At 66.1% G+C, this 24,948-nt stretch carries 23 protein-coding genes and 2 tRNA genes; 20 read left to right on the top strand and 5 right to left on the bottom strand.

Features of this window, described 5'->3' with window-relative positions; genetic code table 11:
- Window positions 1-51 precede the first annotated feature (51 nt).
- The 4 genes from AC5P53_RS10105 to AC5P53_RS10090 all read left to right on the top strand — a co-directional run bounded on the left by AC5P53_RS10105 (window position 52) and on the right by AC5P53_RS10090 (window position 5,811).
- Window positions 52-837, top strand: a complete 786-nt coding sequence (locus AC5P53_RS10105; RefSeq protein WP_495227343.1) for a hypothetical protein — start codon at window positions 52-54, stop codon at window positions 835-837.
- Window positions 834-4,001 carry a DEAD/DEAH box helicase gene (locus AC5P53_RS10100; protein WP_495227342.1) on the top strand — a complete coding sequence of 1,056 codons (3,168 nt, stop codon included), beginning with the start codon at window positions 834-836 and terminating at the stop codon, window positions 3,999-4,001. Before AC5P53_RS10105 ends, AC5P53_RS10100 begins: the two co-directional genes overlap by 4 nt.
- A 515-nt stretch (window positions 4,002-4,516) precedes the next feature.
- On the top strand, window positions 4,517-5,014 hold the full coding sequence (locus AC5P53_RS10095; protein WP_495227341.1) for a helix-turn-helix domain-containing protein: 498 nt from the start codon (window positions 4,517-4,519) through the stop codon (window positions 5,012-5,014).
- Window positions 5,015-5,127: 113 nt separating this feature from the next.
- Window positions 5,128-5,811, top strand: coding sequence for an Abi family protein (locus tag AC5P53_RS10090; protein ID WP_495227339.1), 684 nt, complete (start codon window positions 5,128-5,130; stop codon window positions 5,809-5,811).
- A 209-nt stretch (window positions 5,812-6,020) separates the two neighbouring features.
- Here AC5P53_RS10090 and AC5P53_RS10085 read toward each other — a convergent pair whose 3' ends face one another.
- From AC5P53_RS10085 to AC5P53_RS10075, 3 genes are all read right to left on the bottom strand, one after another.
- On the bottom strand, window positions 6,021-6,485 hold the full coding sequence (locus AC5P53_RS10085; protein ID WP_495227338.1) for a site-specific integrase: 465 nt from the start codon (window positions 6,483-6,485) through the stop codon (window positions 6,021-6,023).
- 5 nt (window positions 6,486-6,490) lie between these two features.
- A complete protein-coding gene (locus AC5P53_RS10080) occupies window positions 6,491-7,147 on the bottom strand; it encodes a site-specific integrase (protein ID WP_495227337.1) in 657 nt (218 codons plus the stop codon).
- Window positions 7,148-7,350: 203 nt separating this feature from the next.
- Window positions 7,351-7,653, bottom strand: a complete 303-nt coding sequence (locus AC5P53_RS10075) for a hypothetical protein (RefSeq protein WP_046429817.1) — start codon at window positions 7,651-7,653, stop codon at window positions 7,351-7,353.
- Window positions 7,654-7,835: 182 nt separating this feature from the next.
- On the opposite strand from AC5P53_RS10075, the gene AC5P53_RS10070 reads away from it, so the two are divergent.
- Window positions 7,836-7,976, top strand: coding sequence for a hypothetical protein (locus tag AC5P53_RS10070; RefSeq protein ID WP_162838510.1), 141 nt, complete (start codon window positions 7,836-7,838; stop codon window positions 7,974-7,976).
- 87 nt (window positions 7,977-8,063) lie between these two features.
- Here the strand turns inward: AC5P53_RS10070 and AC5P53_RS10065 are convergent, their stop codons facing one another.
- Both AC5P53_RS10065 and AC5P53_RS10060 read right to left on the bottom strand, forming a co-directional pair.
- Entirely contained in the window at window positions 8,064-8,348 is a 285-nt protein-coding gene (locus AC5P53_RS10065; RefSeq protein ID WP_014646601.1) for a hypothetical protein, read from the bottom strand.
- Window positions 8,349-8,377: 29 nt separating this feature from the next.
- Window positions 8,378-9,145, bottom strand: coding sequence for a MipA/OmpV family protein (locus AC5P53_RS10060; protein ID WP_053494941.1), 768 nt, complete (start codon window positions 9,143-9,145; stop codon window positions 8,378-8,380).
- A 145-nt stretch (window positions 9,146-9,290) separates the two neighbouring features.
- On the opposite strand from AC5P53_RS10060, the gene AC5P53_RS10055 reads away from it, so the two are divergent.
- The 15 genes from AC5P53_RS10055 to AC5P53_RS09985 all read left to right on the top strand — a co-directional run bounded on the left by AC5P53_RS10055 (window position 9,291) and on the right by AC5P53_RS09985 (window position 24,615).
- Window positions 9,291-9,962, top strand: coding sequence for a response regulator transcription factor (locus AC5P53_RS10055; protein WP_005415973.1), 672 nt, complete (start codon window positions 9,291-9,293; stop codon window positions 9,960-9,962).
- Between the two features lies 1 nt (window position 9,963).
- On the top strand, window positions 9,964-11,307 hold the full coding sequence (locus AC5P53_RS10050) for a sensor histidine kinase (RefSeq protein WP_495227336.1): 1,344 nt from the start codon (window positions 9,964-9,966) through the stop codon (window positions 11,305-11,307).
- Window positions 11,308-11,366: 59 nt separating this feature from the next.
- Window positions 11,367-13,766 (top strand): DNA internalization-related competence protein ComEC/Rec2, encoded by a 2,400-nt coding sequence (locus AC5P53_RS10045; RefSeq protein WP_495227335.1) that lies wholly within the window; start codon window positions 11,367-11,369, stop codon window positions 13,764-13,766.
- 3 nt (window positions 13,767-13,769) lie between these two features.
- Window positions 13,770-14,432, top strand: coding sequence for a MotA/TolQ/ExbB proton channel family protein (locus tag AC5P53_RS10040; RefSeq protein WP_014646605.1), 663 nt, complete (start codon window positions 13,770-13,772; stop codon window positions 14,430-14,432).
- Between the two features lie 3 nt (window positions 14,433-14,435).
- Window positions 14,436-14,858, top strand: coding sequence for an ExbD/TolR family protein (locus AC5P53_RS10035; RefSeq protein ID WP_134808688.1), 423 nt, complete (start codon window positions 14,436-14,438; stop codon window positions 14,856-14,858).
- Window positions 14,855-16,603 (top strand): lipid A export permease/ATP-binding protein MsbA, encoded by a 1,749-nt coding sequence (msbA, locus tag AC5P53_RS10030; protein ID WP_014646606.1) that lies wholly within the window; start codon window positions 14,855-14,857, stop codon window positions 16,601-16,603. The genes AC5P53_RS10035 and msbA overlap by 4 nt, the downstream gene beginning before the upstream one ends.
- Window positions 16,603-17,622, top strand: a complete 1,020-nt coding sequence (gene lpxK / locus AC5P53_RS10025; RefSeq protein WP_032960871.1) for a tetraacyldisaccharide 4'-kinase — start codon at window positions 16,603-16,605, stop codon at window positions 17,620-17,622. Before msbA ends, lpxK begins: the two co-directional genes overlap by 1 nt.
- A 75-nt stretch (window positions 17,623-17,697) precedes the next feature.
- Entirely contained in the window at window positions 17,698-18,471 is a 774-nt protein-coding gene (gene kdsB, locus AC5P53_RS10020; protein ID WP_241886661.1) for a 3-deoxy-manno-octulosonate cytidylyltransferase, read from the top strand.
- A complete protein-coding gene (locus AC5P53_RS10015; RefSeq protein WP_241886662.1) occupies window positions 18,468-18,956 on the top strand; it encodes a low molecular weight protein-tyrosine-phosphatase in 489 nt (162 codons plus the stop codon). Before kdsB ends, AC5P53_RS10015 begins: the two co-directional genes overlap by 4 nt.
- Window positions 18,953-20,365 (top strand): hypothetical protein, encoded by a 1,413-nt coding sequence (locus AC5P53_RS10010; protein WP_241886663.1) that lies wholly within the window; start codon window positions 18,953-18,955, stop codon window positions 20,363-20,365. Before AC5P53_RS10015 ends, AC5P53_RS10010 begins: the two co-directional genes overlap by 4 nt.
- Window positions 20,362-22,206 carry an excinuclease ABC subunit UvrC gene (uvrC, locus tag AC5P53_RS10005; protein WP_014646611.1) on the top strand — a complete coding sequence of 615 codons (1,845 nt, stop codon included), beginning with the start codon at window positions 20,362-20,364 and terminating at the stop codon, window positions 22,204-22,206. Before AC5P53_RS10010 ends, uvrC begins: the two co-directional genes overlap by 4 nt.
- An 18-nt stretch (window positions 22,207-22,224) precedes the next feature.
- The gene (gene pgsA, locus AC5P53_RS10000; RefSeq protein WP_012510614.1) at window positions 22,225-22,851 is read left to right on the top strand and encodes a CDP-diacylglycerol--glycerol-3-phosphate 3-phosphatidyltransferase; all 627 of its coding nucleotides are present in this window, start codon (window positions 22,225-22,227) and stop codon (window positions 22,849-22,851) included.
- A gap of 249 nt (window positions 22,852-23,100) precedes the next feature.
- A tRNA-Gly gene (locus AC5P53_RS09995) sits at window positions 23,101-23,176 on the top strand.
- A gap of 139 nt (window positions 23,177-23,315) precedes the next feature.
- A complete protein-coding gene (locus AC5P53_RS09990; RefSeq protein WP_241886664.1) occupies window positions 23,316-24,422 on the top strand; it encodes an NAD(P)/FAD-dependent oxidoreductase in 1,107 nt (368 codons plus the stop codon).
- A gap of 117 nt (window positions 24,423-24,539) precedes the next feature.
- A tRNA-Gly gene (locus AC5P53_RS09985) sits at window positions 24,540-24,615 on the top strand.
- Window positions 24,616-24,948: the final 333 nt, after the last annotated feature.

Raw genomic sequence — 24,948 nt, 5'->3', positions numbered from 1 at the left:
GCAGCCGTGATGTTATACAATGCATGTCCGTCGCGCGATAGGGGGGGGGGCATGCCACTCGCTTTTGGTATCACTCAGGCCTATCCTGCCGCTGGCGTCACCCAATGCTGGCGCGGGGTGAAGATTGACGACGCGGACGAATTCGACGTCTATTTGCGTGGGCCGGTGTGGGAACGGGTCAACGACGCCGAGTTCGAGGTCGACCTGGTCCAGGATCTTCAGGCGCTCGCGACGACTGACATGGCGACGCAGACACTAGAATCGTTGCTCAATTCAGTCGTCACGCCTCAAGACTGGGAGGTCGGTGAGGCTATGGCGGAGTGCCTTCTTAGTGACGAAGTGGGCGCGGTATGGCCGTGGAACGAGAACCGAGATCGAAAGACGCCTAAGGCCTCCCTGCCTGGTGCCGACATCGTCGGCTTTCTCGGCGAGGGCGATGAAACCACCTTCCTGTTCGGAGAGGTCAAAACATCGTCTCATGCTGCAACGCCTCCCGGCGTCATGAACGGGCGCAGCGGGCTGGCTCATCAGATCGATACGCTTGCCACGGCCCAGAGCCATCATTTCACCCTTATGAAGTGGCTCAACGCACGCTGCACAACCGACGACTTGCGCGCTCGCTTTCTTACTGCCACCGAGCGCTATCTCAACTCCGGGGGAAAGGATTTCGCGATAATCGGCGTACTCCTTCGCGACACCGTCGCCCACCAGGATGATCTTCGAACCCGTGGACAAGCGTTTGGCGCTGGACCGATTCAGCCTCGAATTCGCCTCGACGCCTGGTACACGCCGCGCCCGATCGCGGACTGGGTCGATATTGCGTCCACCGCAGCATGAGCGCTTGGTTCTACGAGGCGCTGGGGGACAATCGACGGCGACTAGCCGAGCAGGCTGTCGGAGCGCATCTTCTTTCTGATCTGGGTTTCGAGCGACCGCAGCCGTCTCCCGAATATCACTTCATCGCCAATGCGTACGCATTGGCCGTACACACATTGCTGGAAACCCCAAATGCGTCCGATGAGTTGCGCAAGGCGTCTGAACTCGCATTCGAAACTCTGAGAGCGACTGACATCGCCGCAGCCGACGACGAAACGCTACACCTCCTCCATACAGCCTGCTACGGAATTCTTGGCGACCGCACCCCCGATGTCGCGCGGTTCCTGCGTGCTTCGCCGCTCCCCGAAACACTCGATGCGGAGGCGGATTGGGGTGAACGCGTTCGCGTGAATGTCAATCGTCTGTGGCTGTTGCTGATGCGCAAGGATGGCTGGGCCGACTTGGATGCTCTCCTCGCGGAGGTAGTTGTGCTGCGTGAGGCGCAGCGGATCGCGGAGACGACTTATCTGGAAGCGTCGGAAAGCCCGAGGCTCGAGGCATGGCGCCTGATCGCGTCCTATCACCTCTCCAAGGCGGCCGAGATCCTTGCTATGTACTCCGCGCAAGGCTCAGTGGCCGGCGGCTTCGATGTCCGCGAGCAGCTCCAAGCTCAGTTCGATCGCAGTCTGACCGCCTGCGAACGAGCCGAGCTCGTGCAGCTCCACGCCACCGTTCGTCTGCTAGCCGCGACCGCTGAGCGCATGGTCGCCAATAGCATCTGGACAGTCACAAGAGGGACCAGCAGCCGGATCAGTCGCTTTGTCGAAGGGTTCGTCAACCGAAGCCGGGACCGGCCGGTGTTTGAGATGCTGCCGCCTCAGCGGATCACGCTTCGCGATCAGGGACTGCTGACGACGGGTGCCCGCGCGATCGTGCTTAGTTTGCCGACGTCTAGCGGCAAGACCTTCATCGCTCAGTTCCGCATTCTGCAGGCCCTGAATCAATTCGATGCGGATCGTGGATGGGTTGCTTATGTCGCCCCCACGCGCGCACTTGTGAATCAGATCTGCGCACGCCTGCGCCGCGACTTCGCCCCGCTTGGCATCGTAGTCGAGCGTGTCAGCCCCGCGCTCGACATCGACGGTGTGGAAGCCGAACTGCTCGTGGAAGCCGACCCGGCGGCGGCGTTCCGCATTCTTGTCGGAACACCAGAAAAGGTCGATCTTCTGTTGCGGGGCGGCTGGGAAACTAAGATTGGCCGCCCCCTCACACTGGTGGTGGTCGACGAGGCCCATAATATTTCCAGCGGCGATCGTGGTCTGAAGCTTGAACTACTACTGGCGACGATTAACCGCGAGTGCCGAAACTCGCAGTTCCTTCTGATGACACCCTTCATCGAGAACGGCGACGAGGTCGCGCGTTGGCTGTCGCCAGACAGTCACGCCGACATGTCAGTGCATTTCGACTGGCAGCCCAACGACCGCGCCATTGTCATAGCTCAGCCGGAGAGGGCCGAGGGCCGCGGCGCGTTCACGCTGTCTCTCAAGACAGTAAGTACCTCACGTTCGACGATCGAGGTCGATGGTGTGCTGTCGCTTTGCGAGGGACGGGAACTCGGATTGACCTGGTCTGGTGTCCACTCCTCTCAGTCAAACGTCGCGGCGGTCACTGCGGCCTGCCTAAACCGCAGGGGGCCAATAATCGTGGTTGCGGGAAAGGTCCCGCACACATGGCCAATCGCTCGCTTGCTGGCCGATGACCCGGCCCTGTCGGAAAAGGCTGTCGAGCGAGACCGCCGACTCGGCGCCAGAGGCGACGCTAACATTCAGTTCGTCGCTGACTTCGTCGCGCAGGAGTTCGGCGAAGAGTTCGAACTCATTGGACTGCTTAAGAAACGCATCGGCCTGCATCACAGCGGACTGTCGGACGATACACGAGTCCTGATGGAATGGCTGATGGAGAAGGGAGAGCTCGATACGTTGGTAGCGACGACCACTATCGCTCAGGGCCTGAACTTCCCCGTCACGGGCGTCGTGATGGCGTCGCATCAGTACCCCTATGGCGAGAATATGCCGGCTGAGGACTTCTGGAATCTGGCAGGCCGCGCAGGGCGCTCGGATCAGGCCGGAACCGGGATCGTGGCGCTTGCCGCCACCAACGCTGAGAGGGCCGAAGTCCTAAGTGAGTACGTTCGACGGAACGTGTCTCACCTCAACTCCACGCTGGTCGCTATGGTGCGGCGTGCGGTTGAACAGGCTCCCCAGCTGGAGTTGCACGCCCTCTATCAAATTAAGGAATGGTCCGCTTTCCTTCAGTATCTCGCCCACACCTACCGTCAGATCGGCAATCACACTGCGTTCGCCAGCCAGATCGAACAGGTTCTCCGCGGAAGTTTCGGTTTTCAGGCGCTCCGGCGCGAGGATCATGCCCTTGCCAATCGCTTAGTCGCCGCCGTCAACGATTATGCCGCCATCATCCGCGGCAAGCCGTTGGCCCTCGTCGACAGCACGGGGTTCTCTTGGGAGAGCGTCAGCTTGGCGTTGGCTGGTGTGCGGGATGCGGGGATCCGTGCAGATTCGTGGGACGCAGAGCGTCTATTCACCGACAACGACACGACTCTTGAGCGTACGTTCGGCGTCCTGTTCAGAATCCCGGAGCTGCGTCAAGACCTTGCTGAGGTTACGGGCGGCGGCCGCGGCAATGGCGACATGCTGGCCCGTATCGTAAAAGACTGGGTGAAAGGCGCGTCGCTTCCTGATCTGGCAGAGGCCTATTTCTCGGGCGATGACGATGACCCGACTGCAGCGATCTCCAAGGCTTGCCGGCTGGTCTACGGCCGCCTTACCTCAACGGCATCCTGGGGTCTCTCCGCGATCCAGAGCCTGACGATTGGCGACGCGCTCGATGGGATGAGCGAGGCTGAGCAGAAGCACTTCCGGAACCTTCCGTCACGCATCTTCTACGGCGTGAACTCGGATATGGCGATCGACCTCCGCCTCTTGGGCGTTCCGAGAAATGCTGCCCAGCCCCTTTCAGACTATTTGTCGAGGCAGCGCGTCGAAGGTGGGCTCAAGTCTATTCGCACCACTCTCAATGGTCTGACCGGTGCGGACTGGAGGCGCGCGGTAGGCCCTGCGGGAGCTACATATCAGAAGGCTTGGAGAATTCTAGAAGGCTACTCCTAAGTCCGCGTACTCAAGTTGAGCTTCAGGCTCGAACATTTCGCCCGTCGGTGCGCACGAACACGAAGGCTCCTAAGCCCTCCTCGCCGCGAGTAGTGGGCTTGGGCTGCCCACTGGATCGTGACCAACGGTATGGCGTGTACGAAGACTTCGATATCGTCCTCGCTGCACCACAAGCGTTCGTCTTGCGCTACGCGGCGCAAGCGAAGATCTTCCCCGTGTTTGCCTCGCATGTAGCGCCGCAGCCAGGGCCCTGAAAGCGTCATGCATGTCGTTGCGGGGCACGGTTATCGCTTGGTATGGAAGTTCAGTGCCCTACCGGTAGGGAAGCTGGAATACCCAGGTGGGGGCGAGACACGACCACAGAAGAACCGTTGACCGTGTAGCGTCATGGCGGAACGAGCGGAACACCGTGTATACGGGTGGGGGCTCCGTTTTCCCCACCCCCATCGCCCGGACCTATTGAAGCAGGTAGCCGGCGGCCGTACCTTCGTCTCAACTGCATTGAGGTGGCCGCCATGCCTAACCAAAAGTCTGAAGCCGAAATCATCGAGTTCCCCAAGCCGGGTAAACAGCTCTCGTCCACGGAGAAGATCTGGGGCAAGGCCGTATATAGCCATGGCTACGCTGGCATCCCTTCCATTTTGATCCGAGGCCAACGTCGGCTGGGCCTGAACCCCATGCAGATGAACATCTGCATCCAGTTGCTTGACTACTGGTTTGAGCCAGCGCGTAAGCCCTTCCCGACCAAAAAGGAGCTGGCGCAGCGCATCGGCTGCACCGAGAAAACCATTCAGAACAACATCCGGGAGCTTGAGGAAGCCAAGCTCGTACAGCGCCAGCAACGCAGGACCGCTGCAGGCGACTGGAACAGCAACATCTACGACCTGAGTGGCTTGGTCGCCAAAGTGCAGGCACTGGAACCCGAGTTTGCGCAAGAAAGGCAGGAGCGGGCTGAGCGGAAGACCCAACTCCAAAAGCCAGGCGGCCTGAAGGCGAAGTCGAAATCAAAGTAAAAAAATACCCCGGCCGCGTGCCTTGTGGGCAGAGACGGTACCGGGGTGTACGGAAGTACCTTACCCCACGGGCTAGGGGTTTGCAATCGGTCTAGGCGGAGGGGTTCAGGAAGATGAGTCACGAGAATTTTGAGGAAGCACTGTCCCTGGAACGCTTTGGCCGCTACTTGGCTTGGGCGGCGGGCGACCGTGGCCGGGCCATCGCCCTGTACGGGCACAATACTCGCCTATCCGAAAGCCTGTACACACCCTTGCAGACGCTTGAGGTGGCGTTGCGCAACCGCATTCACACCGTCCTCGCCGATGCCAAGGGCGAGGAGTGGTATAGCGACGAGGCTGGCATCCTTCTCGCTTCCCATCAGTCCGAGCAGATCTCCAAGGCCATCCAAGAACTAGTCGGAGCGGACAAGCCCGTGACGGCGGGCCGCGTGGTCGCGAGCCTCACTTTCAGCTTCTGGACGACAATGTTCAACAAGGACTACGAAACGCTGTGGCAGCAGACCCTCCATCGAATCGCTGATCCTACTGCGCCCAAGGGGCTAAAGAGGAAAAGCTTTTCTGGGCCGCTGACGCGAATCCGCCTCCTGCGCAACCGCATCGCGCATCACGAACCGATTCTTGGCTGGAACCTGCGCAAGCGCCACAATGAGATCTTGGAGCTGACTGAGTGGTTGTCGCCGCCAGCTTCGAAATGGTGTCGCGAGAACGATCGCTTCCCGCAGGTGTATCCGAACGAAGGAATCGCGCTAGCGCAGGCGGTGGTGCCCGAGGTAGTAGAAATAGCGCCGGCGGTATAGCGACAAGCTCGTGCAGCGCTTAGCGCCTGAGTTTCCAGGCGTGCGGGGGTGGCGGGGGAACTCCCGCCGGCGACTGGGGCGCTTCAGTGGCCCGCTATGGCCCTTCCTTGCACTCCCGGCGGCTAACTTGCTGGGCGCGGTCGTTAGCGAGTACACGCTCGTTAGCATGCCCGCGACCTGATGACCGCCTTCCTTGATCGCATCGGCTATCAGCCGAGCTTCTTCGCCAGATCCTCGGCTCTGGGATGGTAATAACGCTTGAGCATCCGCAGGTCCCTGTGTCCAGTGGCAGATGAAAGCTCGATGAGGTTGGGGAGTTTTTCTGCGAGGCGTGAGGCAGCTTCGTGGCGAAGGTCGTGGAAGTGCACATCCTCTAGGAAATTCGGAGATGGCCTCCGCTGAGCTTCCTCGCAATCTTGGAAGTAGCTTGCACGGGCGTGCTTCAGTGCCCACGAAAAGCCTTGCTTGATCGCCTCCGCGGTGGTTGGGAACACTGACCCAGCGAGGTTTCGAGGAAGCCCCTGAAGGATCTTCAGAGCCTCTTTCGATAGCGGCACATCACGGGGATCCCCATTCTTGGTGTCAGGTAGATGTGCAACCTGTCGCTTGAGGTCGACGTGCTCCCAGGCAAGCGAAAGCAGCTCGCCCCGTCGCATGGCGGTCTCGATCGCCAAGCGGACTAGAGGAGCAAGCCAAGGATTTTTCTGGCAATTCCTTTGCCGTAGCTGTTCCCCTGGGAGCGCTCAGTAGTTTGGAGCGCATCAATCAGATAGCGTTCTTCATCGGTACTCAAGCGTCGCTCTCGCGTCCGCGGCGCCGTGGGGCGTTTCACGTAGCGGATCGGGTTCTCGATGTGGATGCCCCATTCACGACGCGCATGGTTCAGGACTGCAGACAAGATGCCGAGCTCGCGCAGGATCGAAGCCGGCCCAACCTTCTTGGATCGGCGATCACGCCATTCGGCCAGCGCTGCGCTTGTGATCGCCGACATTTTGAGGAATGGGAGAACTGGGTCTTTGAGGAAGATGCCGATCTTGACGGCTTCCATTGCCATGCTCTTCTTGGTTGGGGTGACTTCCCTCGCGTAGCGCGTCAAGACAGTGGCAAGAGTGGTCTTCTCGGCCTCGCGCCGATCCACAAAGCCAGATGTCTGTAGTTCCCGCTCGGTCGCCTGGACCCACTTTTCAGCGTCGGCTTCGTAGTCAAACGTCCTGGACATTGATGGATAGCCCTTGACCCGAACCTTTGCTTGCCATTGCTTGTCGCCGCGCTTCGAGATGGTCCCTACGCCACTGTCCCATAATTGTCCCAATAATTGCCATTTTATTCGCAACATGTTGAAACTACAGTTGTTTAAACTTCCTTGACATGGTAGAGGTCACAGTTCGAACCCTGTACCGCCCACCACCTGTTCCCGGCGTTGCCGGTGAAGCGGTGGAAACGATGAAAGCCGGCCCTGGGGTCGGCTTTTTTCGTTCCAGGGGGCAGGATCCCGGCGTTCCCGCGAAGCCACATTCCTGCAGGTTCAGTGGCGTGAAATCAGTGGGTGATGGTGATCGAACGCTGGATCCGCCAGTGGCCATCGACGCGTTCCCACAGCTGCGCTACACCTGCCCGGGCCAGCGCAGCATGCGGGCTGCCGCCATGGTCGCCTGCCAGTTGCTGGCTGCCCAGGCGCAGCACGCGGTCCTGGCGCAGGTGATAGAGCTGCAGGGGCAGCGCTTCATGCGTGTCCTGCGGTCCTTCGGTGCGCAGGATCTGGCTGCGCAGGGCATCCTCGGTGGGCCCGCTGCCGTCGCCGAACAGGCTGGAGAACAGCAGGACCAGGGCAAGCATCGGCATGGCACGGTGCTCCAGCGGGAAAGTGCGTGCAGGCTGGCATGGCCGGCCGGGCACCGCAGCCGGCCTGCGACGAAGACGGGGATTGCGCCGCCAAAGGCGGGCAGGCGGCGATGAATCCGGGACGCGCAGGCGTAGACTCGGCGCTACCGCGCAACCGCGCCGTCACTTCAAAGAGCTGCCGCATGAGCGATCACGTCCCGGTGTCCAGGCCCAATCCGTTCCTGGAACGCCTGTTCGGCGGCAACATGCTGGAAGGCACGTTCAAGGCAGTGATCTGGGTGGCGATCCTGTGCGCGCTGCTGGCCTGGACCACGCTGCGCTGAGCGACGCTACCGCGTGGGCGTGGCTGCTGATGCAGTGAATACGGGTGCCGCGGCAAGGGTGCGGCGGCAGTGTCCGTGCATGTGCCGTCAGGCGCTGAAGGCCTGGCGCAGGCTGCGCAGGGTTGCCTGGCGGTGTTCCCTGGCCGTCGGCTCGCCCATCTCCAGTTCCTGCAGGCGCAGTCCAACCAGGGTCATCGACAACGCATAGCCGCGTGCCGCGTCCGCAACGCGTGACAGGCCCACTGCACGGCGTGCCAGTGCATTCACATGTTCGAGGTCGGGCATCAGTCCCAGATAGACGCGCTCGGCGCTGTCCAGGTCGGGCGCGCGCAGGATCGCGTGGGCTTCGGTGGCGGAGGAGACGGAGGCCATGGGGGTCCTTGTCCGTAGGGGGCGCTCGCTCAGAACGAGCGCATCAGGGAAACGAAGGCCGACGTCTGCGTGCCACGTCGTGCCATCGGGCTGTCCTTCACTGCATCACCGAACCACTGGTTGGCCACCACGCCGGTGGCGCGCCATTTCGTGCCCAGTGGCGTGCTGACCGCGATCTGCAGGCTCGGCGACGTGGTGCTGCCGGGGCGGTAGGCGGCAAGGCCCGAGCGCAGGGCTTCTTCATCGCTGATGCCGTAGTAGTAGTCGAGCAGCCGTGCACTGGAGTGCACCACGCCCGCCCGCGGCACCCAGGTGAAGCGACCCGCCTGGATCGGGTAGCTGTAATGCAGGCGCGACTCGAAACCGCCGCCATGGCCGGTCACTTCGCGCATCACGCTGGCCTCGACCATGCCCCAGTCGGCGCTGTACTCGCCGTTGATGCCGGCCATGGCCGACATCTGCCGGCTGTGCAGGCGGCGCAGCTGAGCATCGTTCACGTCGTCGGTCTTGAAGCGCAGCGTGTAGGGCGTGACCGCCGCCGACAGGCGCAGTCCCTGGCCCTTGTAGAGGTACATGCCCAGCGAGCCGGGGCTGGCGAAGAAGCGCTCGCCCTGCCAGGCAATGGCCGGTACCACCAGCGGTTTGACGTCGTAGTGCGCGTACGCACCGGAGGTCGCGCCAGCGCTGATGCCGGCCTGTACGCCCGGGTTCTGCTCGGCAGCGTGGGCGAGCAACGGCGCGCCGAGGGCAGCGGTGAACAGCAGCGGGCGCAGCAGGGTCGGGGACAGCGAAGGCATCGATCAGCCACGTTGCGGAGGATGGCTGCGCATGGTGAGGGGGCAACATTGTCAGAACATTGCGCCCGCGTGATCGGCACGCATGGGCGCAAAACCCTGGCGCCAGGCACTATGATCGGCAGCGTTTCCGGCAGACGAGTTCCTGATGCGCATCCTCCTGGTCGAAGACGATCCTGATCTGTCCCGCGCCCTGCAATCGGGCCTGGAGCGGCAGGGCGTGGTCGCCGACGTGGTCGGCAGCCTGGCCGAGGCCGCGCTCGCGTTGCGCGAACCGGTGCACCAGCTGCTGCTGCTCGATCGCCAGCTGCCCGATGGCGATGGCGCCGGATTCGTCGCGACGGCGCGTGCGCTGCGGCCGAACCTGGCGGTGATCATGCTGACCGCCAAGGGCACGCTGTCGGACAAGGTCGAAGGCCTGGACGTCGGTGCCGACGACTATCTGGTCAAGCCGGTGGCGATCGAGGAACTGATGGCGCGCATCCGCGCGGTATCGCGCAGGCCTTCGGCGATGGTGACACCGAGCCTGCGGCTGGGGCGGCTCGAGTTCGATTTCGAATCGCTGCAGGCGCAGGTGGAGGGCCAGCCTCTGGCGCTGCCACGTCGGCAGGTACTGGTGCTGCAGGCATTGGCGATGCGGCAGGGGCGCACGGTCACCCGCAGTGCGTTGGAGGCTGCGGTGTACGGCTTCGACGATGAGATCCAGTCCAATGCGCTCGACGCGCACATCTCCAAGCTGCGCAAGGCGCTGCAGCAGGCCGGTGCCGGCGTCGAGATCCACGTGATACGGGGCGTCGGCTACCTGCTGGCGGAGGCCTGAGATGGCCCGTCCGATCCGTTCGATCACCCTTGGCCTGGCCTGGCGCCTGTTCCTGGCGCAGGCCTTCACCGTACTGTTCGCGGTGGTCGCGCTGATCCTGACCTGGGGAGACAAGGACTCCTGGGGCATGGACATGTTCGTTGCCGAGGCGGTGGCCAAGGCGGTGCACAGCGAAGACGGCCGCCTGGTGCTGGACCAGGCGCGCTGGGACAAGCTCGATGCCAACGCCGGGGGAAATCTCTGGTTCGCCGCGGTGGACGACAAGGGCATGTGGCTCGAGCGCGGCACCATCCCCGCGATCCACGCGCCGATGCTCGCGCGGCTGCCGACCGTGGGTGCCACCGAGCTGGGTTCGCTGGTACCGCCCTACCTGGACGTGGCGCGGGTGATGATCCGCAACGAGGATGGGCGCCGCATCACCGTGATGGTCGGTGGAGCACCCAAGGGCGGGCTGCTGGACGGTGCGCTGATGGTGCTGCGCCTGATCGGCCTGTGGTTCTTCCTGCCACTGATCGTGGTCACCCTGCTGGTGATGCCGACCGTGATCCACCGTGCCATGCGCGGTGTGCGCCGTTCCGCGCAGCAGGCCAAGGAGCTGGACATCGGCCAGCCCGGTGCGCGGCTGGATGCGCGGCTGGTCTCCACGGAAGTGGCGCCGCTGGTGGAAGCGTTCAACGATGCCATCGACAAGGTGCAGCAGGGCTACGCCGCGCGCGACAAGTTCCTTGCCGACGCAGCGCACGAGCTGCGCGTGCCGATCGCCGTGGTGCAGGCGCGCCTGTCGCAGCTGCCGCAGGGCGAGCTGAAATCGCAGTTGCTGACCGACGTGGCGCGGCTGGGCAATGTTGCCGAGCACCTGCTTGATCTGCAGCGGCTTGACCGCAATGTCGGCGCATTGCAGCGGCTGGACCTGGCCCTGCTGGTGCGTGAGGCAGCCGCGGACCTGGCGCCGTTGGTGGTGGGCGCCGGCTATGGATTCGAAGTGAACGCGCCGGAAGCGCCGGTGTGGATCCACGGTGACAGCCTGGCGCTGGGGCGGGTGATTGCCAATCTGGTACACAACGCGATCGTGCATGGTGGTGGCCGTGGCACCATCTGTGTGCGGTTGGACACGCGCGGGTTGCTGGAAGTCAGCGACCAGGGCGCGGGCATTCCAGTAGGCGACCGCGAGGCGATCTTCGAGCCGTTCCATCGCCTGCGCGCGGCGGGCAGCGGCAGTGGCCTTGGCCTGCACCTGGTGAAGGAGATCGTGCAGCACCATGGCGGCTCGGTCAGTGTCGGTGAGGCCGCGGGCGGCGGCGCAAGCTTCCGGGTCAATTTCCATCGCGGCAGCGCGCGGCGCTGACGCGTTTGCGGGGCAAGTCCCGATAGGCAACCTGCCGCCGGCAGCGGCAGGCTGGCCTCATGGCCATCGAGCGCTCCCCGTCTCCCTTGCTGGGCAGTGGCACCGCTGGGGCGCTCACACTGGGGGCGTTGGGCTGCGTGCAGCTGTCGCAGCTGCCGCCGCTGTGGGTCTGCACGGTGATGATCGTGCTTGGCATGGCCGGGTGGGGCCTGCGATGGCGGGGGCGCCTGCCGGCGGTCATGCTGCTCGGTGCCGGATGGACGTCGATGCACGCGCACTGGGCAATGCAGGACCAGCTGCCACCGGGCCAACCGGCTCGGGATGTAGTGGTCAGTGGCCGGGTCATCGATCTGCCGGATCATCGGGCCGCGCACACCCGCTTCCTGCTGCAGGTCAGCGAGAGCCGCGAACTGCCATCGCTGCGCGGCAAGCGCCTGCAGGTCACCTGGAACGACGGCTGGCAAGGCAGGTCCAGCGCCGCTGCCGAGAGGCGGCGCAGGCAGGTCCTGGCCGGTGCGCAGTGGCAGCTGGCGCTGCGTGTGCGGGCCCCTCGCTCGCGGATCAATCCCGGGGGTTTTGACAGTGAGCGTCATGCGCTGCTGCGTGGCGTAGCCGGCACTGGAACGGTGAGGGCGCCGGCCAGCGCGCGTGAGCTGCAGGCCGGACATGGCCTGCCGGCATGGCGTGAGCGCACCAGCGCCGCCATCGCGATGCAAGTGGCCCATCCGGCCGCCCGCTTCGTGCAGGCGCTCGCCCTGGGCGACACGCGTGGCCTGTCCGACACCGATTGGGATCAGCTGCGGGCGCTGGGGCTGACCCATCTGGTGGCCATTTCCGGATTTCATGTCGGGGTGGTGGCGGGGCTGGGGGCGTTGCTGTGCCGAGGGCTGTGGTGGCTGTGCCCCCTGCTGGCCCGGCATTGGCCACGTCCACAGGCGGCGGCCTGCGCCGCGGCGCTGTCCGCAGCGGGCTATGCGGTGCTGGCCGGTGGTGAGTTGCCGACTGTGCGCACGGCACTGATGATCGGGCTGGTGGCCCTGGCGCGCAGCGGGCGGCGCCCGCTCGGTCTCGTGCAGGGGCTTGCGCTGGCGGCGCTGGCGCTGCTGCTGCCGGCGCCCCTGTCGGTGCTGTCAGCGGGCTTCTGGCTCAGCTTCGGCGGCGTACTGTGGCTGGTGTGGTGCTTGCCGCAGGGACGTCCGCGCGGGGTGGCCGCCAACCTGCGCGGGTTCCTGGCCGCACAAGGGGTGGCCAGCGTCGGCCTGTTGCCGCTGGGCATCGCCTTGTTCGGTGGCACCGCCTGGCTGGGGCCGCTGGTGAACCTGCCGGTCATCCCGTGGTGGACATTGCTGGTGGTGCCCCTGTCGCTGCTGGGTACCGCCCTGCAGGCGCTGCACGACGGCGCTGGGTGCTGGGCGTGGCGCGCGGCGGCGTGGCTGTTCGAGATCAGCTGGCAGGCCCTGCAGCCACTGGCGGCGCACCCGCAGGCGATGTGGTGGCTGGCCGAGGCGCCGGCCTGGGCGGTGCCGGCGGCGCTGCTGGGGGTGTTCTGGTGGCTGCTGCCACGGGGGGCCGGGGGCTGGCTGGCTGGCCTGCTGCTGTGCCTGCCGCTGCTGTGGCCGGCGCGTGAGCGCCCGGCCGAGGGGGAGCTGGAGCTGCTGGTGCATGACGTCGGCCAGGGCACGGCGGTGTTGCTGCGTACTGCGCGGCATGCCCTCTGGTACGACGTGGGGCCGCCGAACGGGGGCGAGGGCAGCGAGCGGGTCCTGGTTCCGTCACTGCGGGCCCTGGGCCAGGCGCCGCCCGAGCGGGTGCTGCTCAGCCACGACGATCTCGATCATGCCGGCAACCTGCCGAGCCTGCGTCTTCAGCTGCCGGGGCTGCCATTGCTGGCGCCGCCGGGAAGTACGATCGCCGGGGCCGGCCGTTGCCAGCGCGGCCTGCGCTGGCACTGGGATGGCGTCGATTTCCAGGTGCTGCACCCGGATGCCGGCAGCCAGCGGGCCGAAAACGAAGACAGCTGCGTGCTGCGCGTGGCCGGTGCCCATGGCGTGGTCCTGTTGCCGGGGGACATCGGCCGTCCGGCCGAACAGGCGCTGTTGCGGGCGTCTGCGGCGGCGCTGAAGGCGGATGTGGTGCTGGTGCCGCACCATGGCAGTGGCGGCAGCTCCAGCGCGCCCTGGGTGGCGGCGGTGTCAGCCCGGCTGGCATTGGTCTCGGCCGGCCACCAGAACCGTTTCGGCCACCCGCGCAAGGACGTGGTCCGGCGCTGGCAGGCGCAGGGCGCCGAGGTGGTGTCCACTGCGGAGTCCGGGGCGATCCGCGTATGGCTTGGCGCACAAGGGCTGCAGCTGCGTGAACAGCGCATCCATGCATCCCGGTGGTGGGATGCCGCTGGGCGGGCGCGGTCGGCTGCTATCCTATCGCCGATCGAACAAGCGGCCGTTGGGCCGGAGGGTTGAAACGTGTGGGAACTGGTCAAGGCCGGTGGCTGGCCGATGGTGCCGCTGCTGCTGTTGGGCGTACTGGCTTTGGCGATCATCCTGGAGCGTTTCTGGTCTCTGCGGCGAACGGAGGTGCTGCCGCCCGGCCTCGGCCAGGAAGTGCGCAACTGGGCCGCGCGCGGCAAGCTTGACCCGGCGCACCTGCAGACCCTGCGTGCCAACTCGCCGCTGGGCGCGCTGCTGGCGGCCGCGCTGGAAGCCCGCAACCGCCCGCGCGACCAGATCCGCGAGCGCATCGAGGATACCGGCCGTCACCTGGTGCACCGCATGGAGCGGTTCCTCAACGCGCTGGGCACCATCGCTTCGGCTGGCCCGCTGCTGGGCCTGCTCGGCACCGTGATCGGCATGATCCAGATGTTCCTGGGCATCCTCGACCATGGCGTGGGTGATGTGAACCAGCTGGCCGGTGGCATCGGCAAGGCCCTGGTGTGCACCGCCACCGGCATGATCGTGGCCATCCCGGCACTGATGTTCCATCGCTACTTCAAGGGCCGCATCCACGGCTACGTGGTGGAGATGGAACAGGAGGCCAGCGCCCTGCTGGATACGCTCGACGGCCGCCCGGGGGTGATGAACCCGTCCCCGTCGGCGCGCCCGGCCAACGCCGCTGCGGCGAAGGCCTGATCGATGCGTATCGGCAATGACCGAGCCCAGGATGAGCCGCATATCGATCTGGTCCCGCTGATCGACGTCATCCTGGTGCTGATCATCTTCTTCGTGGTCACCACCACCTTCGATGCGCGCTCGACGTTGCAGGTGCAGCTGCCCACCGCCAGCCAGCAGCCCAACAACGAACCGCCGCGTTCGCTCAGCGTGCTGATCAACGCCGAAGGCCGTTATTTCATCAATGACCAGGAAGTGCTGCGCAGCGATGTCGAGTCCGTCAAGCAGACCATCGCCGCCGTCGCCGGCAGTGATCGCAGCCAGCCCGTGCTGCTGCGCGCCGACGCGCGTACTCCCTACCAGGCCGTGGTGACTGCGCAGGACGCGCTCGGTCAGCTCGGTTTCCGTCGTATCGCCATTGCAACTGCGCCAGAGGTGCGTCCATGAGTTCCCATCACGCGCCGGTGTGGCCGATCTACAAACGTCTGCTGGGCTACACCCGCACCTACTGGGTGTTCATGGTCGGCGCGGTCATCGCCATGGTGGTCGAAGCCCTCGCCGGCTACCACTTCACCAAGCTGATGGAGCCGCTGGTCAACGAAGGTTTCGTCGATCCGCAGCCGCGCGCGGCCGTGGTGCTGCCGCTGACCATCCTCGGCCTGTTCCTGATGCGCAGCCTGGCCACCTGGGTCAGCGACTACACGCTGGCCAAGACCGGCCGCAGCGTGGTCCGCGACCTGCGTGAGCAGGTGCTGCAGAAGTACCTGCACCTGCCGTCGTCGCACTTCGATACCGAAGCGACGCCGGTAATGGTCAGCCGCCTCAACTTCGATACGGAACAGGTCACCCAGGCCAGTGCCGACGCGCTGAAGACCGTGGTCGCCGATACCCTCACCATCATCGCGATGCTGGCAGTGATGCTGCAGATGAGCGTCAAGGTGACCCTGGCGATGCTGCTGGTGGTGCCGCTGATCGGCGGCATCGTGTCCTACGTGGGCAAGCGCTACCGTCGCATCAGCCGCGGCATCCAGGACGGCATGGGCACGATGGCGCAGACTGCCGAGCAGTCGCTGGCCGCGCAGCAGGAAGTGAAGGTGCACGGCACCCAGCAGCATGAGATCTCGCGCTACTCGCGCCTGGCCAACCGCATGCTGGCGCTGAACATGAAGGTCGAGGTCACCCGCGCCGCCGCGTCCAGCGTGGTGCAGTTCCTGGCCGCACTGGCGCTGGCGGTGATCGTCTGGGTGTCGACCCGCGAAGCCCTGGCCGGCCGCCTCAATGCCGGCCAGTTCATGGGCCTGATGACCTCGATGATGGCCATCATTCCCTCGCTGCGCCGACTGACCAGCGTACAGACCTCGATTTCGCGCGGCGTCTCCGCCGCCGAGCGCCTGTTCGGCATCCTCGACATGCCGGTGGAGCGTGATGAGGGCCAGCACCGCGTGCAGCGCGTGCGCGGCGAACTGGCGTTCGACCACGTCATGCTGCGCTACCGCGAAGACAGCGGCATTGCCCTGGACGACATCAGTTTCGTTGCCAGGCCGGGCACGGTGACGGCCATCGTCGGCCGTTCCGGCAGCGGCAAGACCAGCCTGATCCGGCTGGTTCCGCGCTTCTACGAGCCCAGTGGCGGCGTCATCACCCTCGATGGCGTGGCCCTGGATGACTATCCGCTGGCCGACCTGCGCCGGCAGGTGGCGATCGTCGGGCAGAAGGTGATGCTGTTCGATGACACCATCGCGGCCAACATCGCCTACGGCATGGAGGCGACCGATGAGCAGATCCGTGCGGCGGCCGAAGCGGCCAATGCCTGGGAGTTCATCGCACGCATGCCGCAGCAGCTGCAGACCCCGGTCGGCGAGAATGGCGCGCTGCTGTCCGGTGGCCAGCGCCAGCGCCTGGCGATTGCCCGCGCGATCCTGCGCGACGCGCCGATCCTGATCCTCGACGAAGCCACTGCGGCGCTGGACAACGAATCCGAGCGCCTGGTGCAGGATGCGCTGCAGCGCCTGATGCCGGAACGCACCACGCTGGTCATCGCGCACCGCCTGTCGACCATCGAGCATGCCGACCAGGTGCTGGTGATGGACCATGGCCGCATCGTTGAACGTGGCACCCACAAGGAGCTGCTCGAACTGGGCGGCCTTTACCAGCATCTGCACAGCATGCAGTTCCGCGAAAGGCAGGACTGATGGCCGGCAAGGGTACCCAGACCCCGGCGTACTGGTACGACGGCAGCCCCGTTCCGTGGACGATGCGCCTGCTGGCGCCGCTGTACGCAGGTGTCACCGCGCTGCGCCGGCGCGCCTATCGGCGTGGCTGGCGCAAGCGCCACTCGCTGCCGGTGCCGGTCATCGTGGTCGGCAACATCACCGCCGGTGGTACCGGCAAGACGCCGCTGACCATTGCCCTGGTCGAGCGCCTGCGCGCGGCCGGCTGGAAGCCGGGCGTGGCCAGCCGTGGTTATGGTCGCGAAGACGCCGACAAGCCGCTGTGGGTGCAGGCCGATACGCCAACTGCCAAGGGCGGTGACGAGCCGGTGCTGATCGCCTGGAAGACCGGTGTGCCGGTGCGCGTGGACCGCGACCGTGTCGCCGCCGGCAAGGCGCTGATCGAGGCCGGCTGCGATGTGATCGTCTGCGACGATGGCCTGCAGCATTACCGCCTGGCGCGCGACATCGAGATCGAAGTGGTCGATGCGCAGCGTCGCTACGGCAATGGCCGGATGATTCCGGCCGGGCCGTTGCGCGAGCCGGTCAGCCGCGCCAGCGAATGCGATTTCCGGGTGGTCAACCTCGGCCAGGCCGATGAGGAAACCGCAGCGCAGGCCTGTGGCTTCGGCCAGTGGCCGATGGCGCTGCACATCGACAGTGCACAGCCGCTGGCCGGTGGCCGCGCTCGCCCGCTGGCGTACTTCAAGGGCCAGCGCGTGCATGCGGTGGCCGGCATTGCCCATCCCCAGCGCTTCTTCGACATGTTGCGCGCGCGCGGGATCGGCGTGGTGCCGCATGCGTTCGCCGACCACCAGGCCTACCAGCCGCAGGACCTGTCCTTCGGCAGCCAGCTGCCGGTATTGATGACCGAGAAGGACGCGGTGAAATGCCGTGCGTTCGGCAACGACTGGCACTACGCGGTTCCGTTGCGCGCCGAGTTGCCCGCGGCGTTCTGGGTGGCGCTGACCGATCGCCTGGACAAGCTGCGGCCGAACTGAGTGGCGCGGCGGCGCTTGCATTCACGCGCTGCTGCCCGCATTCCCGTTGTAACGAGCCTGCCGAGTACCGCCTGCATGACTGAATTCGTCGTCGCCATTCCGGCCCGCTATGCCGCCTCGCGGCTGCCGGGCAAGCCGTTGCGCCCGCTGGGCGGCGAGCCGCTGGTGCTGCATGTGGCGCGCCGCGCGCTGCAGGCCGGTGCCCGTGAAGTCTGGGTAGCGACCGACGATCAGCGCATTGCCGATGCGCTGTCCGGGCTGGCCGAAGTGAAGGTGGCGATGACCGCGACCACGCACGCCTCCGGCACTGATCGCCTGGCCGAATGCGCACGCATTGCCGGCTGGGCCGATGACACGGTGGTGGTCAACCTGCAGGGCGACGAACCGTTCGCACCGGCGGCCGGTATCCGTGCGGTGGCCGATGCGCTGGTCGCAGGCACTGCGACGATGTCGACTCTCGCCACGACCGTCGAGGACGCGCACACCCTGTTCGACCCGAACGTGGTGAAGCTGGTGCGCAACGTGCGCAACGAGGCGATGTACTTCAGCCGCGCGCCGATCGCCTGGCACCGCGACGGCTTCGCACGCAGCCGCGACACGCTGCCGGAAGGCCATGCCTGGCTGCGCCACATCGGCATCTACGGTTACCGTGCAGGTTTCCTGCAGCAGTTTGCGGCGATGCCGCCGGGCCAGCTGGAGCAGGTCGAATCGCTGGAGCAGCTGCGCGTGCTGGAGGCAGGCTACCCGATCAGCGTGGCGATCTCGCCCGAACCGTTCCCGCCGGGCATCGACACGCCCGAGGACCTGGAACGGGCCGAGGCGTTGCTGCAGGCGACGACCGCGCGATGAGGCTGCTGCTCGTCTGCCTGGGCAACATCTGCCGTTCGCCGATGGCCGAAGGGGCGCTGCGCGCACGCCTGGACGCCTCGCCGCTGGCCGGGCGGGTGCAGGTCGATTCGGCTGGCACCGGCGACTGGCACGTGGGCGAGCCGCCGGACCGCCGCGCGATCGCCTGCGCGGCCGGGCACGGCGTGGACATCGGCGGCCTGCGCGCACGCCAGCTGCAGGACGTGGATTTCGACCGTTTCGACTGGATCCTGTGTGCCGACGAGGCCAACCTGCGTGATGCCGGGCGCCTGGCATCGGCGGCCCAGCGTGAACGGCTGGCGTTGTACCTGCCCTGGTCGGGCGTTCAGGGGCAGGTAGCCATCCCCGACCCCTACACCGGCGGCAGCGATCATTTCGAACAGGTCTGGTCGCTGGTCGACGATGCGGCAAAACGTGCGGTGGCACGACTGTTGCATGACGCCGACTCCGGCATAATCGGGTCATGAACGTCCAGCCCGTCCCGGACCTGCCCGAGTTCGCCACCTGGCTCAATGCCACCCCTTGCACCCTGACCGAACTGCGCGGCCGGCCGGTCGCGCTGCTGTTCGTCAATGCGGCCTCGGCCTGGAGTGCGCAACGCCTGGCCGAGTTCGGCCAATGGCTGTCGCGCCACCCCGGCAAGCTGCAGCCGCTGGTGCTGCAGGTGCCGCGCTTCGATTTCGAGCGCGACGCCAGTGCCGCACTGAAGCTGCTGCGCCGCCAGGGTCTGGCCATGCCCGTACTGCTCGATGCCGATTGGGATGGCTGGCGCCGCTTCGGCGTTACCGCCTGGCCGACCGTGGTGCTGCTGGACGCGCAGGGTCGCGAGCAGCAGCGGCTGGTCGGGCAGGGAGCACCCGGTGAACTGGAGCGCGCCCTGAACACGCTGTGCCAGGGCGCGCCTTCGGCGCCGCCGCGCGGCGGCAGCGAACTGCATCCGGAACCACGCCAGGCGCTGCGGTTCCCGCTGGGCCTGGCGGTCAGCACCGAACGCCTGTACATCGCCGACAGTGGCCACCACCGCATTCTCGAATGCAGCCATGGCGGCCGCATCCTGCGCCAGTTCGGCCTCGGTACCGCCGATTTCATGGACGGCAACCTGGCCGAAGCGGCGTTCCACCGCCCGCAGGCGCTGGTGCTGGAGCGCGATTCGCTGTACGTCGCCGACACCGGCAACCATGCGGTGCGCCGCATCAACCTGCTGACCGGCATCGTCGACACGCTGTGTGGCAACGGACGTCCCGGTGCGCCGATGGAAGGTCCGGTGGCGCAGGCGCGGCAGGTCTCGCTGGACCATCCTGTCGGCCTGGCCATCGCCGACAACCAGCTGCACATCGCGATGGCCGGCGACAACCGCATCTGGAGCTACCACCTGGGCCAGCGCAGCCTGCAATGGCGCGCCGGCAGTGGTTCCATCGACGAGCGCGACGGCAGCGGCCACCTGGCTGCCTTTGCCCAACCGACTGCGCTGGCCGTGGTGCAGCAGGTGTTGTACGTCGCCGACGCCTTGGGATCCTCGATCCGTGCACTGCAACTGCGCGGCGACCTGGTGCAGACGCTGGTCGGACAGGGGCCCTGGCGCTTCGGCAGCGAAGACGGCCCGCGCGCGCAGGCCAGCCTGCAGTTCCCGCAGGCCATTGCGCTGAGCCCGGAGGCGCCGCTGCTGTGGATTGCCGATAGCGGCAATGGCCGCCTGCGCACGCTGCGCCTGGGCGGCGGTGAGTTGACCACCCAGCCGCTGCCGCGCCGCCTGCATGGCCCGGCCGGGCTGGCGGTGGGCGCCGGGGCGGTGTGGATCGCGGAGACCGACGCCCACGCCGTGCTGCGATTCGACCCCGACAGCGGCGTGCTCAGCGAAGTCCCGATCAGCGAATGACCGACGTTCCCGCCCCGGCCTTCGACGGCAAGGCCTTCGCGGCCCAGCTCAGCACCGCCCCTGGCGTGTACCGCATGTACGCCGCCGACGACACCCTGCTGTACGTGGGCAAGGCGCGCGCGCTGCGCAACCGTGTCGGCAGCTATTTCAACGGCAGCCCGAAGAACGCGCGGATCATGTCGATGATCTCGCAGATCACGCGCATGGACGTGACCGTGACGCGCTCGGAAGCCGAGGCGTTGCTGCTGGAAAACCAGCTGATCAAATCGCTGTCGCCGCGCTACAACGTCTCACTGCGCGATGACAAGACCTATCCGCATGTGCTGCTGACCCGCGAGGACTGGCCACGCATCGCGCTGCATCGTGGTCCGCGTGCCATTCCCGGGCGCTACTTCGGGCCGTATCCCGGCGTCACCGCCGTGCGCGAGACGCTGAACCTGATGCACAAGCTGTTCAAGCTGCGCAGCTGCGAGGACAGCGTGTTCCGCAACCGCTCGCGGCCGTGCCTGCAATACCAGATCGGGCGTTGCAGCGCGCCGTGCGTGGAGCTGGTCCCGGCGCCGGAGTACGCCGAGTCGGTGCGCCGCGCCGCCCTGTTCCTGGAAGGCAAGAGTGACGAGCTGACCCGCGAACTGGGCGAGCAGATGCAGGCCGCCAGCGAGGCGCTGGAGTTCGAGCAGGCCGCGCGCCTGCGCGACCTGATCTCCTCGCTGCGCAGCATGCAGACCCGCCAGTACGTGGATGGCCGCGCCGCGGACCTCGATGTGCTGGCCGTGGCCATGCAGGGCTCGCAGGCCTGCGTGCTGCTGCTGGCCTTCCGTGATGGCCGCAACCTCGGTACCCGCCCGTTCTTCCCGCGCACCAATGGCGAGGAAAGCCCGGAAGAGGTGCTTGCCGCCTTCGTCTCGCAGTACTACATCGAATTCGAGCCGCCGCGCGAGATCCTGCTGGACCGCGAGATTCCCGACGCCGACCTGCTGGTCGCCGCGCTGTCGGCCTCGGCCGAGCGCAAGGTGCAGCTGAAGTGGAACGTGCGCGGCGAGCGCGCCGGCTATGTGGAATTGGCCAGCCGCAACGCGCAGCTGACCCTGGCCACCGAACTCAACAGCCGCAATGCGCAGCACGCGCGCAGCGATGCGCTGCGCGAGATGCTGGGCCTGGCCGAGCCGGTCAAGCGTGTCGAGTGTTTTGATATCAGCCACACCCTGGGCGAGGCCACCGTAGCCTCGTGCGTGGTGTTCGACGCCGCCGGCCCGGTGCGCGCGCAGTACCGCCGTTTCAACATCAGCGGCATCGAGCCGGGCGACGACTACGCCGCCATGCGCCAGGCCATCGACCGCCGTTTCCGCCGCGCAGTGGAAGAGCAGGGCGTGCTGCCGGACGTGCTGCTGATCGACGGTGGCGCCGGCCAGCTGTCGCAGGCCCAGGCCGCACTGGCCGATCTGGGCGTGGAAGGCGTGCTGCTGGTGGGCGTGGCCAAGGGCGTGGAGCGCCGTGCCGGCCACGAAGCGCTGGTGATGCCCGATGGCCGCGAGCTGCGCCCGGGCGCGGCCAGCCCGGCGCTGCAGTTCATCCAGCAGGTGCGCGACGAGGCGCATCGCTTCGCCATCACCGGCCACAGGGGGCGCCGCCAGAAGGCGCGGATGACCAGCAAGCTGGAGGATATCCCCGGCATCGGGCCGCGCCGCCGCGCCAGCCTGCTCAAGCATTTCGGCGGCCTGGTGGGCCTGAAAGCCGCTGGCGAAGCCGAGATCGCCAAGGTGGAAGGCATCAATGACGCCCTCGCGGCACGTATCTACGCTAACCTGCACGGGTTGGCCACGCCTGATGCGGCCGAGTAGAGAGAGAAGCACGCAAGCATGAAGTTGACCCTGCCCACCTGGCTGACGTTGTTGCGGATCGTGATGATCCCGGTGCTGGTGCTGGTGTTCTACCTGCCCTACACCTGGACCAACTTCGCTTCGGCGGCGATCTTCGGCCTGGCCGCGATCACCGACTGGCTCGATGGCTGGATCGCACGCCGTTACCAGCTGGAGTCGGCCTTTGGCGCCTTCCTCGACCCGGTCGCGGACAAGCTGATGGTGGCGGTGGCGCTGTTCCTGATCGTGCAGGGTCATCCGACGCCGTGGATGGCGTTCTGGGCGGCGGTCATCGTCGGCCGCGAGATCGCGGTGTCGGCGCTGCGCGAATGGATGGCCGAGCTGGGCCAGCGCGCGAAGGTGCGCGTGGCGATGATCGGCAAGGTCAAGACCACCGCGCAGATGGTCGCGCTGTTGTGCCTGCTGTATTCGGTGGCCCCGAACGTGCCGGTGGAAGACATCTGGATGGGCTGGCCGGTGTTCCATATCGGCGACTGGACCCTGGCCATTGCCGCCGTGCTGACCCTGTGGTCGGGCCTGCAGTACCTGCACGCCGCCTGGCCGAGCCTGCGCGACGATGAGCGCGCTGCGCGCGAGCGTGCGCGGCAGAAGAAGCTGGGCAACTGAGCCCGGGGTCTGAGCCCCGGGGTCGGATCCCTTTCCGAAGGAAAGGGCTCTGACCCCATCGATGCGCCTATCCCCGCATGGCGTGGACCTACTGGAAATGCTGCGTCCACGGATGGTGCGGATCCATCAGTTTGCGGAGACGCTGTGGTAGATCCACGCCATGCATGGATACGCGGTGCAAGGCGCCTCGCAGGCCCCGGAAAAACCGCTTGACGCCATCCTTGGAACAGGTAGAATTTCGCCTCCCAAGCGGGAATAGCTCAGTTGGTAGAGCGCAACCTTGCCAAGGTTGAGGTCGCGAGTTCGAGTCTCGTTTCCCGCTCCAGATTCAAGAAGAACGCTCCCGGAAGGGAGCGTTTTTTCGTTTGTGTGCAGGGCACTTCATCCCTGCTTCACCGCCACCCCATCGCCTCACCACGCGTGCTCGCGAAGCTGTATCTCCGTTCCAGCCCGGCGATGCCGCGATGCCTCATCAATCCTCTGCTTACGACCACGATGTGGTCATCGTCGGCGCCAGTTTCGCCGGTGCCGCCTGCGCCTTGGCCGCCGCGCAGTACGGTCTGCGCGTCTGCGTGCTGGAACGCAAGGTCGACCCCGGCGAGCGCCTGCACACCACCGGTATCGTGGTGAAAGAAGCGATGGAGGAGACCTGGCTGGGGCGCATGCCCGAACATCTGGTGGACCGGGTCGCAAACGTGCGCCTGTATGCGCCGAACCTTCGCAGCGTGTTGCTGGCCGCACCGGGCTATTACTTCCTCACCACCGATACGCCGAACCTGATGCGCTGGCTGGCCAGCGAGCTGCATGCGAACGGCGTCGACCTGCGCCTGCAGCAGTCCTTCACCGACGCCCATCGCAGTGGTGACAGCTGGCAGGTGGATGGGGCAGGGCGATGCGCCTATCTGGTTGGCGCTGACGGCGCACGCTCACGCGTGGCACAACGCACCGGGCTTGGCCAGGTGCGTGACAACCTCTACGGCGTCGAGCGTGAGTTCGCCGGCCTGCAGGTGTCGCAGGGCGATGCACTGCATTGCTTCGTCAGCAAGCGCCACGCACCGGGCTACATCGGCTGGGTCGCGCAGAATCCGACCGGGCTGCAGGTCGGGTTGGCAGTGCGCCATGATCCGGACCGGGTGCGGCCGCCAGATATCGATGGTTTCCTTGAGCATGTGCGCGATGTGGTCGGCATTCCGGCCTCGGCGCGTCCTTCGGCCACCCGCGCCGGTCTGGTGCCCTGCGGCCGGCCGGACGGCCCGATCAGCGGGCCCCGCCTGATCCTGACCGGTGACGCGGCGGGCATCGTCTCGCCGCTCTCGGCCGGCGGCATCCATTCCTCGTGGCGGCACGGTTGGACGGTCGGCGAGGCGATCGCGCGGCATCTGCGCGGCCAGGGGCCGGACGCCGAGCGGGTGGCGCGGCAGGCGGCCCCGGCCTTCGGTGGCAAGCGCCTGCTGCGCTGGGCGATGGATCACCTGCAGGCCGATTGGCCGCTCAATGCACTGCTGCACACGGCCGCCACGCGTCGCATCGCCGAGCAGGTCTATTTCCACCGACGTGGCCTGCGCACGTAAAGCGAGCAGGCAGGGGGCGCCTGAACGCCGTCCTTCGGTTCACGTGAAAATTCCTGTTGACGCCGTGCAGCAATATCGACACAATAGCGCTCCTTCGACGCAGGTCGAACGGAATCTGCGGGAATAGCTCAGTTGGTAGAGCGCAACCTTGCCAAGGTTGAGGTCGCGAGTTCGAGTCTCGTTTCCCGCTCCAGATTCAAGAAAAACGCTCCCGCAAGGGGGCGTTTTTCGTTTGTCATGACGTTGGCCAGGCGGGTCGCTACAGGCGGGCCACGACATTTTCATGGTGGGCGTGGTAAGTCTGCAGCTGGGTGCGATTCCGACATTGGTGTCGCAATCGGCATGACGGGGGCGCAGCGATCGTGGGGACGATCGGAAGCACCTGGCACGAGGGGCTGCAACAGACGCAATGACCTGGAATCCGCACCAGTGTTCCGCCTGCTGCAGGCACTGAAAGGCTGGCGAAAGGCCAACGCCATCGTTGCCTGAACCGCATGCGTGCTGTGACCTTTTTCGGACCATTTCT

The sequence above is a fragment of the Stenotrophomonas sp. YJH_SMC_82 genome (genome assembly GCF_059368875.1).
This window is presented reverse-complemented; position numbering and strand designations above follow the sequence as displayed.

Excerpts from the sequence above, each read along its gene's own strand:
- AC5P53_RS09990 (WP_241886664.1), top strand. The coding sequence starts at position 23,316 with ATGCCTCATCAATCCTCTGCTTACGACCACGATGTGGTCATCGTCGGC.
- AC5P53_RS10045 (WP_495227335.1), top strand. The coding sequence starts at position 11,367 with ATGGCCATCGAGCGCTCCCCGTCTCCCTTGCTGGGCAGTGGCACCGCT.
- AC5P53_RS10075 (WP_046429817.1), bottom strand. The coding sequence starts at position 7,653 with ATGCCGATGCTTGCCCTGGTCCTGCTGTTCTCCAGCCTGTTCGGCGAC.
- pgsA (WP_012510614.1), top strand. The coding sequence starts at position 22,225 with ATGAAGTTGACCCTGCCCACCTGGCTGACGTTGTTGCGGATCGTGATG.
- AC5P53_RS10060 (WP_053494941.1), bottom strand. The coding sequence starts at position 9,145 with ATGCCTTCGCTGTCCCCGACCCTGCTGCGCCCGCTGCTGTTCACCGCT.
- kdsB (WP_241886661.1), top strand. The coding sequence starts at position 17,698 with ATGACTGAATTCGTCGTCGCCATTCCGGCCCGCTATGCCGCCTCGCGG.
- AC5P53_RS10080 (WP_495227337.1), bottom strand. The coding sequence starts at position 7,147 with ATGTTGCGAATAAAATGGCAATTATTGGGACAATTATGGGACAGTGGC.
- AC5P53_RS10105 (WP_495227343.1), top strand. The coding sequence starts at position 52 with ATGCCACTCGCTTTTGGTATCACTCAGGCCTATCCTGCCGCTGGCGTC.
- AC5P53_RS10070 (WP_162838510.1), top strand. The coding sequence starts at position 7,836 with ATGAGCGATCACGTCCCGGTGTCCAGGCCCAATCCGTTCCTGGAACGC.
- AC5P53_RS10010 (WP_241886663.1), top strand. The coding sequence starts at position 18,953 with ATGAACGTCCAGCCCGTCCCGGACCTGCCCGAGTTCGCCACCTGGCTC.
- AC5P53_RS10095 (WP_495227341.1), top strand. The coding sequence starts at position 4,517 with ATGCCTAACCAAAAGTCTGAAGCCGAAATCATCGAGTTCCCCAAGCCG.
- msbA (WP_014646606.1), top strand. The coding sequence starts at position 14,855 with ATGAGTTCCCATCACGCGCCGGTGTGGCCGATCTACAAACGTCTGCTG.
- lpxK (WP_032960871.1), top strand. The coding sequence starts at position 16,603 with ATGGCCGGCAAGGGTACCCAGACCCCGGCGTACTGGTACGACGGCAGC.
- AC5P53_RS10055 (WP_005415973.1), top strand. The coding sequence starts at position 9,291 with ATGCGCATCCTCCTGGTCGAAGACGATCCTGATCTGTCCCGCGCCCTG.
- AC5P53_RS10090 (WP_495227339.1), top strand. The coding sequence starts at position 5,128 with ATGAGTCACGAGAATTTTGAGGAAGCACTGTCCCTGGAACGCTTTGGC.
- AC5P53_RS10050 (WP_495227336.1), top strand. The coding sequence starts at position 9,964 with ATGGCCCGTCCGATCCGTTCGATCACCCTTGGCCTGGCCTGGCGCCTG.
- uvrC (WP_014646611.1), top strand. The coding sequence starts at position 20,362 with ATGACCGACGTTCCCGCCCCGGCCTTCGACGGCAAGGCCTTCGCGGCC.
- AC5P53_RS10035 (WP_134808688.1), top strand. The coding sequence starts at position 14,436 with ATGCGTATCGGCAATGACCGAGCCCAGGATGAGCCGCATATCGATCTG.
- AC5P53_RS10100 (WP_495227342.1), top strand. The coding sequence starts at position 834 with ATGAGCGCTTGGTTCTACGAGGCGCTGGGGGACAATCGACGGCGACTA.
- AC5P53_RS10065 (WP_014646601.1), bottom strand. The coding sequence starts at position 8,348 with ATGGCCTCCGTCTCCTCCGCCACCGAAGCCCACGCGATCCTGCGCGCG.
- AC5P53_RS10015 (WP_241886662.1), top strand. The coding sequence starts at position 18,468 with ATGAGGCTGCTGCTCGTCTGCCTGGGCAACATCTGCCGTTCGCCGATG.